Annotated in this window: 13 protein-coding genes; 5 read left to right on the forward strand and 8 right to left on the reverse strand. The window is 43.2% G+C overall.

Translation table 11 applies throughout. The annotated features are described in order from the left end of the window. Positions 1 to 336: 336 nt before the first annotated feature. The 8 genes from ACPV3A_RS17065 to ACPV3A_RS17100 all read right to left on the reverse strand — a co-directional run bounded on the left by ACPV3A_RS17065 (position 337) and on the right by ACPV3A_RS17100 (position 8,406). The gene (locus ACPV3A_RS17065) at positions 337 to 699 is read right to left on the reverse strand and encodes a hypothetical protein (protein WP_426200406.1); all 363 of its coding nucleotides are present in this window, start codon (positions 697 to 699) and stop codon (positions 337 to 339) included. Positions 700 to 781: 82 nt separating this feature from the next. Continuing rightward, positions 782 to 907: a hypothetical protein gene (locus ACPV3A_RS17070; RefSeq protein ID WP_426200407.1), complete on the reverse strand. Its 126-nt coding sequence runs from the start codon at positions 905 to 907 to the stop codon at positions 782 to 784. Positions 908 to 1,068: 161 nt separating this feature from the next. Then, complete coding sequence (locus ACPV3A_RS17075) at positions 1,069 to 1,353, reverse strand: hypothetical protein (protein ID WP_426200408.1); 285 nt, start codon at positions 1,351 to 1,353, stop codon at positions 1,069 to 1,071. 20 nt (positions 1,354 to 1,373) lie between these two features. After that, entirely contained in the window at positions 1,374 to 3,293 is a 1,920-nt protein-coding gene (locus ACPV3A_RS17080; protein WP_426200409.1) for a hypothetical protein, read from the reverse strand. 36 nt (positions 3,294 to 3,329) lie between these two features. Further along, the gene (locus tag ACPV3A_RS17085; RefSeq protein WP_426200410.1) at positions 3,330 to 4,214 is read right to left on the reverse strand and encodes a hypothetical protein; all 885 of its coding nucleotides are present in this window, start codon (positions 4,212 to 4,214) and stop codon (positions 3,330 to 3,332) included. 283 nt (positions 4,215 to 4,497) lie between these two features. After that, the gene (locus tag ACPV3A_RS17090) at positions 4,498 to 6,813 is read right to left on the reverse strand and encodes a DNA topoisomerase (RefSeq protein ID WP_426200411.1); all 2,316 of its coding nucleotides are present in this window, start codon (positions 6,811 to 6,813) and stop codon (positions 4,498 to 4,500) included. 27 nt (positions 6,814 to 6,840) lie between these two features. Next, complete coding sequence (locus ACPV3A_RS17095; RefSeq protein ID WP_426200412.1) at positions 6,841 to 7,977, reverse strand: hypothetical protein; 1,137 nt, start codon at positions 7,975 to 7,977, stop codon at positions 6,841 to 6,843. Between the two features lie 9 nt (positions 7,978 to 7,986). Next, positions 7,987 to 8,406, reverse strand: a complete 420-nt coding sequence (locus ACPV3A_RS17100; protein ID WP_426200413.1) for a hypothetical protein — start codon at positions 8,404 to 8,406, stop codon at positions 7,987 to 7,989. 310 nt (positions 8,407 to 8,716) lie between these two features. Between ACPV3A_RS17100 and ACPV3A_RS17105 the strand changes: the two genes are divergently transcribed. The 5 genes from ACPV3A_RS17105 (at position 8,717) to ACPV3A_RS17125 (ending at position 11,064) form a co-directional block, all read left to right on the forward strand. After that, the gene (locus ACPV3A_RS17105) at positions 8,717 to 8,896 is read left to right on the forward strand and encodes a hypothetical protein (RefSeq protein WP_426200414.1); all 180 of its coding nucleotides are present in this window, start codon (positions 8,717 to 8,719) and stop codon (positions 8,894 to 8,896) included. Between the two features lie 143 nt (positions 8,897 to 9,039). Beyond that, positions 9,040 to 9,408: a hypothetical protein gene (locus ACPV3A_RS17110; protein ID WP_426200415.1), complete on the forward strand. Its 369-nt coding sequence runs from the start codon at positions 9,040 to 9,042 to the stop codon at positions 9,406 to 9,408. Positions 9,409 to 9,574: 166 nt separating this feature from the next. Then, the gene (locus ACPV3A_RS17115) at positions 9,575 to 9,838 is read left to right on the forward strand and encodes a hypothetical protein (RefSeq protein WP_426200416.1); all 264 of its coding nucleotides are present in this window, start codon (positions 9,575 to 9,577) and stop codon (positions 9,836 to 9,838) included. 174 nt (positions 9,839 to 10,012) lie between these two features. Further along, positions 10,013 to 10,228, forward strand: coding sequence for a hypothetical protein (locus ACPV3A_RS17120; protein WP_426200417.1), 216 nt, complete (start codon positions 10,013 to 10,015; stop codon positions 10,226 to 10,228). A 392-nt stretch (positions 10,229 to 10,620) separates the two neighbouring features. Continuing rightward, positions 10,621 to 11,064: a hypothetical protein gene (locus ACPV3A_RS17125; RefSeq protein WP_426200418.1), complete on the forward strand. Its 444-nt coding sequence runs from the start codon at positions 10,621 to 10,623 to the stop codon at positions 11,062 to 11,064. Positions 11,065 to 11,239 lie beyond the last annotated feature (175 nt).

Below are 11,239 nucleotides of genomic sequence, written 5' to 3' on the forward strand. Positions count from 1 at the left end.
CCTTGCCACCTTATGTTTCTTCTGAAGCAATCAAACCTTATTTTGTTTCATTTATGTCTCAGTGCGAGAAAGAAGTAACATTTGTGTTTGAATGTAATTATCTTTCATTTTTGTTATCATCTCCACAAATTGATCATCTCCGCTAATAAACACAGTTCCATCCTCCATGAGAATAAACACAGCTCCATCCGTCCTTGGAGGCGTTTGATAAATTAGATCCGAAGCATCCGTACGAACTTTCTTACCTTTCTCAAAACCTTGTTCATTAAATTCTCCGAGAGCTGTAACAGTTATTTTTCCAACAAATCATTCATACAGCTACACCAACCTTAGTATTTAAAATGCATTCGTAGGTCTAACATCTAATTCTTCAAGAGGGTCATAAGCAGGTTGCCACTCTCCCTCGATTTTATTGAACGTAATAATAGATTCCCCTTCATGCCATACTTGTAAAGTTAAAGGATTAGCACCTTCGTCAGTTTCTTCCTTAAAATCGCTCTTGAAAGCAATCTTTTTGTCACTTCCAACATATAAAATTGTTTTATCTTTTAACCTACCAAAAGCCTGTTCCTCTTTCATTACTACGTAGATAAGATCCTTATCGGCAGTAATACTGTTTCTCGCTAAAAGAAATTGTAAAACTACCACAGCTAATATAAAGAATCCAAAAATATTTGCTATTAACATAACAGTTCCCACGAATGCATGCTCCCTATTCAATATGATTTATAAGGATATAATAACCAAAGCAAGAATCCCAATCAGGCAACGACCCAAAAATTCATTTTGTTACTTCTTCACCGACATAAAAATCACAGTCCATTTCCTTAAGAATACCAGCAATCGGCAATGTAACCGGAACAACCTGACATGTAACTGAAGCTACATCTTTTTTCCATGCTTGCAATTTAAACAATTCTCGTTTTTGTAAGAAGACAATTGTAATACTCCCTTTCTATTCAATATGTAGCTTTATATACTTTTACTAGATTTTTGGTCAGTGAGCCTACCGTCTTATCATCATTATTTGGATTTGATGTAATTTCAAGCAGTGACGGTTTTCATCGATTAATAATCAAATTTAGGACCGAATAGAAGTTTACATTCTTCCAGATAGAATGGTTCCTCAGTGAAAAAGACAGCACCACCCGTAAAGGTTTTACTAAAAGTCAAAGAATATTGAGCTTCCTGAAGTGGGAAACCACTTTCATTTTTATTTTGTACTGTGAAAATATCCCCTACTACGATTTCACCCGTTTCGAAAAAATCAGTAAATGAAATTTTGTTCTCATGATCAAAATGCTTTTTCCAATCTACTCCTGTCAGGCTCTTGAGAACGAATTGTTTTGGCATCCATACCCCTCCAGTGTTGCTTAATTTTGTATAAATCCCATCTGAATGTCGTTTGCAAACACAATGTTATCGAACCCCCGTCGCAAATAATACCGATATCGCTCTTTGTGCTCCAGCAGGATTTTTAGATCACTCGGGACCTCATATTTCAACGTATCTTCATATTTATTGATCGTGGATTTAGACATGCCGCCAAGAAGAGTGTAATCCGCGCTATCAAACTGGTTGAATGCTCGATCTTCGATCATTCGATCAATCGAAGCATAGATGTAAACAACGCGGACACCGTTATCATTTAGTTGTCTGAATTGCTCGTTAACGTATTCTTTGACACTTTCGTCCAAATGATCGACACCGTGTAAAATCACCACGTCACCCATAGTGAGGTTTCCCACCGCATAACCTAGTGCGTTTACAAATTGTGCCATCATGACCCCGCGTCCACGCTTTAACAAGGAGCTAAAATCATAAACCACCCGACTGGACACAGCAGCCTGGTCGATTACTGAAGAAGTTGTCGTATTGAATAAATCTCCATTTGTATCGAGCATGTCACGAAATGCAGTCTTTAGAAATCCAAAAGCTTCTCTTACGGCCGGATCAGACTTAGCAGCGTACACCTCTCCTTGGTAACGCATATCCAAATAAGACAAAAATTCAGGGAGTCTGGGAACATCCTCGTGGGGAATCCCGACCAAACGGAGTTTCTCTCGATTATTCATGGCATTTCTGGACCACATCCGCTTTTCTACGTAAAACTGGTTCAAAACATCATTTAATTCGCCTTTAATGCGAGCTTCTTGTCCTTCTGGCATCTTCTGAAGCATCTGAACCATCAGACTCAGCTTTAAAAGATGTGCTGCAAAAATACTCAGTTCATCTTCAACTGTCCCGAAGAATTCAAAGGGGTTAATATCTCCACGAGTCATGTCGACACTCGACGTGATATCCGAAAGATCAACACCGATTCCTGGAATCTTTGCTCCGTTCAACACCAAGTGAACAACACGACGGTTTCGGACTAAGGCACTCATGCCAAGCTTTGCTCCCAGCACGTCCACGCCTCTTTGTCCCCGGAAATCCCAACCGGAAAGCGTCTGTGCTTCCCCCCTACCGGCAATGACCACATGTGATTCATATTTGTCGACGTCCAGAATAACTGCCGAATTGTTCACGTCCCCTTCCATCTGGCCGACATATTCGCCTTCCGGATCTTCGATTCCCCGAGTAACTAAACTATAACTACCGGCGAACTCGCTTGAAGTAAACATGAAATTGCGGCCCATCTTTTTTTCAATTTTCCCAAACAGGTTTGATAACTCCCGCTTTTGCTCTCCTGTATAAGGCGAGGCAGAAACCGTTTCAAACCTATCTTTATACTGGCGATTGATTTTATTGATGGCTTCGTCAAGCCTCTCCAGTGTGGGAGCTTTAACAATAAGACGAAATGCCACCCTGAGATAACTCGACCCATTCATTAGGTCCTTCGCAACCTCAACGAGCTGCTGTTGCCGTTTGCTGAGCTTCTGCTTCGATGTAAATGATCCACTTTTTTGGGTTTCTCCTGCTTGGTTATTGAGTAGTCCTTCAGCTCGGCCTTGATGCTGCGCAATCCATGACTCACTCATACGGCCGACATGTTCAAATCGCCGGACACTGACGTCATTCCCGAGATTACGCGGGATAAGATGTATCCCCCAAAAATAGCTAAGCGCATCATCTGCGCCGCTATGATGGAAAATGGTCAGTATTGAAGCATACGAATTATCAATCTGAAAATAGTCCGATCTAAAAACAAATTTTGATTTCGGTTTAATCGCCCTGAAAAACGGGAAATCACGAATCATAGACTTATTCGTCTTTTTACTTTTTTGATCGTCTTCCTGCCTTTTCTTTTTTCTCAAGATGTTACTTAATCCTCTTGCTGGCACATCGCTCATATGAGCTTGTTCTCCTTCCATCCGGTATTCCACTTCTTACTGATGTACGGCTTTCAATATTGAACCCAAATAGCGTTCCATTTCTTCGTAACTGAGTGTCTTAGCCAGTCTAAACATTAAGCCGTCGTTTTCCACATCTCCGATCAGCAAGTTTTCAAACTCTGTTAAGGCAGCTTCATTCGGTGCGCGAACGATCAAATATTGATGGAGCGACGTTAAGCCTTGTTGATCGTTAATGGCATACTTCAAAATGTCACGCTGTTCATCGAGCAAGGCTATTAGCCCCTTTGATTTGATCTTCAGCTGCACTTTGGTCTCGGCTACCGCTTCTAATTGTTCGTCCACCACATGTCCTTCATTTACGGTGTCATAGATCACCTCAACGCCTACCGGCAGTTTGCGGTAAAAACTGTCTACTTTATCGAGGACTCTTTGCTTGTCCTGCTCAAACATCAAAGCAGATGCAGAACCCACAACGTGATAAGCGTGACCGATCTGTCCGTCCAAATAATGAATCATCCCATCTTCTGGATCGACATCCTTAATGTTAAGAAGCTCTTGCAACCGATACACTGAATCACTCATCCGTACCGGAACATAGCGACCACTTTTAGGCAAGTAATTTAGCATTGAAAAAATCAATTCAATGCCCATTCGATTCGTCTTGTCCGCTTTAATCAGCAGAACCGAAAAAACCACCCACGAAATAGTGAACCCCATTACCACCGGGAAGCCACCCTTACCTACAAATGTTTGAGCAACTAGATAAAACCATGCAAACCCTGAAAATAATACGGATAGCAGAATTTTTGCGGAAACAGGCCTCTTAATACCAACACCATTTTTGGATTGAAGATTGAACTCCATATCGAAGTATGTAGCATCTAACGTCGTCGGAATTTTAAATCTTGTTTTTGCCACAGTAGCCCCCTCATTCTTATTTAATTTTCAAGGATAAACCAATGAAAAGTACATAATTCAATTGATCATAATACAAATTATATCATAGCAAAAACGTTGAGTCACCAATATTATTGGATACTTTTATAGATGTAATTTAAACAATTTGCAAGTTGAAATTACCCTTTTTTTGCTTCAAGATTGATTTCGTCATTTACAATGCTATAACCAAAAAAAACGACCCATTCGAAACCATCGAACAGGTCGCTTTTTTTGCAACAAGAGCAAGGTCGGTATATCAGAGTTACGAACGTGATTTCCGCTTTTTCTTAGCCGTTGGTGTCTTAGGTCGTTCCTTAAAATGCGGTTTGATTTTCCATGAGGCAACACCTTTGAAGGTTTCGACTTCAAACGTTACCTCCACTTCGTAAGGGGTTTTCGATTTACTGATTGCTTTAATTTTAATTTTCTCGCCAGCACGCAACCGAGCTTGATCATTTGCTGAAAATTTATATCCTGACCATTCAAGCGGAAACGGAGCTGTTTGGGCCGTATACGAATTTGCTTCAAGACGCTTGAATCCCCAAAAAGTGTTCCCTTTATACTTCCCTTTTGCCAGTTTACCTTCGGCACGGTAAGGATTCCCCGAGGTCGGGTTCTTCCCTTCAATGGTAATCACTTCGCCCCGCAAAAGCCTCTGGACTTCTTGATCAGAAAACAAATATCCGTTCCACTCTCTGCTGAAACTCACTTTCTCACCGGTTGGAGCATACTCCCCCTCGGCTTTCTCTTTCTCCACGATGGGTTCAGGGGCACCAACCTGACTATGTAGTTTCAAAGCGTTCCGGTAAAAGATTTCTTTATCATGTTTAATGAGCTGCGTAGCAGTTTGTAACACCGCTTCTGGCTTAATACTGAACTGACCGGCTGCCTTCATCGCTTTGTACAACTTTTCCGTGACTCCAGGATCACCAATCATCGAACCATCCAGCATAACGGCCGCAATTTCCCCGATCGTCGTCAAATTAAGCTTGCCTCGCGTATCCGTAAGAAGGGCGGTTTTCCCCGTCGTGACTTCAGACAGCGTGCTAACCCGAGTGGCACCCGTGCCGACATCATAGCGACTAAGCTGCTTTTCCAGCCATTTATGCGTTGGCACCGCCGGCTTTTTATTCACGCCTTCGAACACGAATCGCGCTGCAGTCTGTCCCAACCCTGTGCTGAGCGGATCATTACCCTGATCATCGTCTGCCGTCTCTTTGTCAGCATCAAAGATCGCCTTAAATCCAAGAGAAAGAGGGACACTAATTGTTGCTGTAAACTCGGGATGCTTTTCAATGTGGCCCTTGATCGAGTTGTAAATATAGTTTTCGCCAAACATGGCGAGGAAGTTCTTGGCCAACGTTTCATAAATCGCCACAGCACTCGGTCCATACGATTTCAGACCATCAAGTGATGCCGGTATACTCGTCCCTGGACGGTTTGCTCCGTGAGCGCCACCATCTTTGACATGTGTTTTACGTGGGGTCCGGTGTGTCAGAAGTTTAACATCTGCACCAACAACGGCTGCAATCTTATTGACGAGGGGCAGCATTTCATTAAACTGCTCCGTAGAAATAAACTTATCTTCTGTACGAGGATAACTGACAATCTTCGCTTCATACATTTTCTGATACGTCTGCAACACTTCCTTCGGTTTGAAACCCTGTGCGCCTAGAATCGATGCCAGTCCCCCGAGGTCAAGCAGCTTGCCAGGCGGTGTTTCTTTCCGAGTCTCGCTATCCTGAATTACCTTTGACGGACCGTATTTCTTTGCATCAGCTTCAGCATCAGCTTTGGTCTCGAAACGGAACCGATCCCGATCTTCATCGAATGATCGAGAGAACACATTCCCCTTTTCGTCCTTATATTTCACTTCGTAGTAAGGCTTCTTTTTATACGCCTTCACCAAGGCAAGCTGGTCGGCAACAAGCTTCGTCATGACCGATTTCAGGCGGCCCTGCCGAACAACAACTCGGTATCCTTGGGTTCTGGCCGCATGAGTGGAAAGACGCGTGAGCTGCAGGCTCAGGTAGTCCCACCGGCTCCGCACATCAGCCTTCACGTACTCACCATCTTGTTCGTACGAAGGCAAGTCCTGAATATCCTTAAAACCTTTTTGTAGCTCTTTCTCAGATTCGTCGATAAAATACAGCCGCTTCACAGACCCTTTCCAGCCAATCGCCTGAATCACTTCCCAGCCGATCAACTGACCTTCTCCAGATGGATCTTTATCCGTTGCAATAACAATCGCAGTCGCACCTTTTGCAGCTGCCGCTACATCGGCGATAGCTTTCGCCTTTGATGTCTTTTTGCCGGCTGCATCGATCGTTACCTGTGGCTGCTTCTTCCAGGTGAGCTCTGAGGCATCCCAAGGCATCGTCTCCGGAGTCCATTGTTTAAATCGTTCTTTCGCATCGTCCCCACGAACCATTTCATGAGGCTCGACAAATTCAAGCATGTGGCCATAAAGGGTTTGAACTTTATACGGCGTACCGTTGAACGTACCACTCATCCCTCCGAGTGCTTTCGCAAAATTTTTAGCTGCACTTGGTTTTTCCGCAAGCAACAAATACGTCATCCATGGTTCATTCCTTCCATATCAAGGTCAGCTTCGTCTATTTTTGTGAAACTGTCGCAATCGTTCATCCCGCACGAGCGTTTTTTTTCGTTCTTGTTCCGCTTCCATGTGATTATTCACGGCATCAGTCGTTTTCCCGATCACGTCTCGGTTTTCTTCCAGCATGCGAATAAACTCCCCAATATCACGCGGGAGAGCCCCATTGAGCATCCCCATCCGATCGAGCAGCAATATGGTTTGAATCATGTTACTGCGTTCCGCATTTTCCTGCATCCTCTGATCCTGCACCGTTAATTTGCTGAGCACTCGATCCATATTCGCATTCAGCATGGAGAGTCGCTCCATCGCTTCACGATCTAGGCCCACTCGGCTATCACCCACGGCAGAACGTTCGGGTTCCGCAGAATGAGCAACAGCCAATAGTGCATACACATCAAGTTCATCACTGCTGGCGTTCATATCTCGCTTCGGCTTAAAATCCGGGTAAAGCGAAGTGGGGTACTGCAGCGCAAACCATTGTCTCGCATACTGAACGTGCGTGCCGGCTTCGTCACGAAGCGAATCGAATAATAAATAACGGACCAGCGATGTTTTTGTCGTAAATACTTTGTTCGTCTCTTCTATCCGATAAGATCCCCAGGGAAAATCAATCACTGCTCCCAGATGCCTCTTTTTGAGTAGATTTTGGATAATCGACACCATAGGTTCAGGCACTCCGGAAACTTGCACCCTCTTAATGTTTGGATTTAGCACCACAGGGCGATCTCCGCCAACATGTTCAAACACACCAGGCAGCGTTTTAAATTTTTTCCAATTGATCGGATGATCGTTCGTTTCCTGGGCCGATCCCCCACCACCCCCACCGAGGTTTTCTTCGTGAGACTGCTTCACCTCTATTCCAGGTTCCTCAGCAGGTGGTATCGCCGCACGTTCGGCCTGAATAGCTGGCTCAGCTATCGGCTCTGGTGCGGTTGCCTGCGCCGGAGACGGACTTGCCGGCTTTGATGCTGCAGAGCCGCTGTTACCTTGGAGCGGGTTCAGCTGTGGTTCTACGTTCGGCTTGGATACACTGGATGGTTCTTTCGATTTTTCTGGCACTGATGAATGACCAGACCCTCGCATGTTTTCCAGTTCACGACTGAAATCAAAGTCAAAACCTGACATCTAACACATTTACCCCCTTTCATTGACGAGATCCCCATTCTCTGGTTCAAGCAGATAATTGTCCCCTCGCATAATACCCATCATCGCATCAAAACCGTTGATCACGGTATTCGACAATCTCTCATTACTTGAAGCCATGTTATTCATCGCATCGATTAGTTGATTAAGACGCTGCATTTCCGCTGTCGGTAAATCAAAGTCCTGATTCCTCCAAGCGACATAGTGACGTGCCCCTCTCATCAACAACTCCGTATAGGTCATATCGAACTTTTCTGCCCAATAATTCACAAAGGCTTCATCTTCTTCGAGCATACGCAACGATTTTCTCGATGATTTCGTTGCCTTCACCGGTTTTTTTTCACCTCGTTTGGCTTTCGGTGTATCTCCGTCCCTTATTTCCGACTCGCTCTTCCTCTGAATGTCATTCATACCCTCACCTCTCGTTGTTAAAAAAATTAATTCAGAAATAAAAATACTTTCCGTATGTACAATTATATACGCCAAAACACTATACGTACAGGGTTTTTGTAGACGTTTGTCATACATATTAATCGAATATTATTGTTTTTTATCGATCTACAAGTCCGGTAACCCTGTGCAATGAGGGTTGTTGGAAGAATGACCAATCCAAACAAGCGGCTTGATCGCCGCCGGTAAAACAAGTGAACGATGAAACGACATAACCTTTGGATCATTCAAAACAATCTTAAAAATTCTAATAAACGGGGAGTGGGTTTTCATGAAAAAGAAAATGGTAGAGGTACGCAGCAATATCAACGACAACGTGGTAATTCGGTTTGAGCACGTTGAAGAAAGCTCCGTAAACATCTTCACCGCAGGATACAAAGCGATTTGCAAGCGCTTTGGCATTAACCGCGTACAGGCAGAAGAACGTTATTACGTGACCGAAGGCAACTAATCGCCAAAAGTAAAGGGAGTCATTCGATCACTCGAATGACTCCCTTTTTTTATCAATGTTCAATTGACAGCATCTACAAGATCGATGAAACTGTATAAGTCGTGATGAGCAGAAACAACACACACCTTAAAGGAGCGATTTACATGGAAAGTATTCATTATGAAGCAACAATGTACGATCTTGTACAGGAACTAGAACGCAACTCTGCTTATCTATTGGATCATATTTTTACTAATTTAGCATCCGAATCAGTAGATGTTACGATTCATATCCAAGGTAGAGTTTTCATGATCCCAGATATTTATGATATCAGTGCGTTTGAAAACGATCTCCCTTATCTCTATTTCATCCCCTCCCGTTTTGTTTCTACTGAAGCTATTCTCAACACTAACATCGCAGACATGGTTCAGGTATATGCTCTACCCCAGGATCAAGTCAAACTCACTTTGGTTAAACGAGAAAAGCCTTATCGTGACGAGCTGGAGATCAAAATTAATAGCTTGAGTTCATAGTAAACGTCATGAAGCCATACCGAGCATAATCGGTTTGGCTTTTTTCTTACCTGAAAACCTCCTAACAGCCAAAAGCGCGATCTCTTCAATCGCCTAATAAATGGATGACGATTAAATAAGAAACGAATAAGCGCATACCAACGATAAATGGGAGGAACTCATAAAAATGAAAGATAACACACTGAAATTGACAAGGTATGATGACGAAAAAATTGCCTCTGAATTTGCTGATGGCGATTTTCCCTTTTATGGACAAGAACTCGTAGATCAAAATACCAACGACGCTAAAACTTGGTTGGATGAAGATTCAATGATTGGTATCGTCAGTGAGATCCATGGCGGCATAATTGGATATCTTCATCGTGATCATGCCGATGAGATTACTACCGTTTTGAATCTTCATGCAGTAGATAGAAAAATGACAATCTAAATAAGAAATTCTGCTTAATTTAGTCAGCATGATGTCTCCGTAACCAACATAGATTCTCGGAAAGCCATACCGCGCATAACCGGTGTGGCTTTTTTCTTACCTAAAAACCTTCTTTTTTCTAACTGCCAAAAACGCGATCCCATCGATCGCCAATAAAACGAATGAGGAACAAATATGAAAGTAATTACACATTCCATATATGAAGGGGAAATCACAATGAACGATTATCAAACAAAAGAAATGCTACTCGGACAGCTGTCCAGTTGGTGGACTCAAAACGGCTGGCGCCTGGATACACTCAAAGCAAAAACCGTTCCTGAGCTGCTGGGCATTCGAAAACGAGCAAATGCTCAAAGATATAATGTTTCGAGTCATCGTCGTCGTGCTTAACATCGCCGATGTGACCAATTCATTAAGGACATGTAAACCACGCGACTCATTTGTGTCGCCAATTAAACGGTTGAAGGCGGAGAAAAAAGCGCCTGGTGTTTGTGAGTTAAAGCGGGGAGCAGCCACGGGTTCGAACCCCGTTGCGTCGGTAAGTGCGGAACGAATACGTTAAAGCCTGAGAACCTTTAACCATCCGTCTTAATTCTATTTCTCAACAGAATTATGGCATGTTGACCCGGCGTATCGCTTAGCGGAGAAAGCGGCTCTCGTCTTTAGCTCACAAACGTAAAACCTAAAGTCTTAAACCACGCGGCTACCGCCGCCAATTAAACGAATGACAAGGTTCAAAATCAAAAATTAAATTACTTTATACATAAAGGGAGAGATTTATCATGGCAAAAGCAAAGAAATTTCAGGATCTGACACCAGCGGGACAAAAGAAACGGCTGGCAAAGTACCAAAAACAGCATGAAGCAAATGGAACCCAGGAAACGACAGCGCGTCTCGTTCGTGAAGCTGTGATCAAAGAAATCAAAGACGGTAATAAGCAAGCAACATTCCGCTTCGCGCTCCACGAAAAAGGCGCTGAGCAACCACGATTCGTAACCATGAGAGCCTTTATCGCTAAAGGAAAAGACAGTCTGGAAGCATTCTATAGAAGTCTTACCCCTCAGCATTTGCTCTCGGTTACATATAAAGAGTCCAACGGACACACCAATGTTTGGAATCTGATGGATCGCACCGAGGCTTACCATAAAAATAAAGCAAAAAAAGCAGAACAAGAAAACACTGCTGGTAATACGGAAGTTCAAGAAGAGCTCCCTCTCGAAGTTTAAAAGACAATTAAAAAGCCACGGGAACTATGATATGCTCCCATCATAGTAGACAGTAGAAAAAATGAAATTCTACTTCTACCTATGATGGGAGTTTTTGTAATGTCCAAAAGAAGCCCGATTTCATATGAAATCAAGATTCAGGTTGTGAGGCGTTGCTTGCAACATGAATCCAATC

It is taken from the genome of Paenibacillus sp. Dod16 (assembly GCF_049893405.1).
Classification (GTDB): Bacteria; Bacillota; Bacilli; order Paenibacillales; family Paenibacillaceae; genus Paenibacillus_AQ.

Bases quoted from the DNA above. Each gene is read 5' to 3' on its own strand.
- ACPV3A_RS17090 (WP_426200411.1), bottom strand. From the start codon at position 6,813: ATGACGTATTTGTTGCTTGCGGAAAAACCAAGTGCAGCTAAAAATTTT.
- ACPV3A_RS17110 (WP_426200415.1), top strand. From the start codon at position 9,040: ATGGAAAGTATTCATTATGAAGCAACAATGTACGATCTTGTACAGGAA.
- ACPV3A_RS17080 (WP_426200409.1), bottom strand. From the start codon at position 3,293: ATGAGCGATGTGCCAGCAAGAGGATTAAGTAACATCTTGAGAAAAAAG.
- ACPV3A_RS17115 (WP_426200416.1), top strand. From the start codon at position 9,575: ATGAAAGATAACACACTGAAATTGACAAGGTATGATGACGAAAAAATT.
- ACPV3A_RS17125 (WP_426200418.1), top strand. From the start codon at position 10,621: ATGGCAAAAGCAAAGAAATTTCAGGATCTGACACCAGCGGGACAAAAG.
- ACPV3A_RS17105 (WP_426200414.1), top strand. From the start codon at position 8,717: ATGAAAAAGAAAATGGTAGAGGTACGCAGCAATATCAACGACAACGTG.
- ACPV3A_RS17100 (WP_426200413.1), bottom strand. From the start codon at position 8,406: ATGAATGACATTCAGAGGAAGAGCGAGTCGGAAATAAGGGACGGAGAT.
- ACPV3A_RS17120 (WP_426200417.1), top strand. From the start codon at position 10,013: ATGAAAGTAATTACACATTCCATATATGAAGGGGAAATCACAATGAAC.
- ACPV3A_RS17075 (WP_426200408.1), bottom strand. From the start codon at position 1,353: ATGCCAAAACAATTCGTTCTCAAGAGCCTGACAGGAGTAGATTGGAAA.
- ACPV3A_RS17095 (WP_426200412.1), bottom strand. From the start codon at position 7,977: ATGTCAGGTTTTGACTTTGATTTCAGTCGTGAACTGGAAAACATGCGA.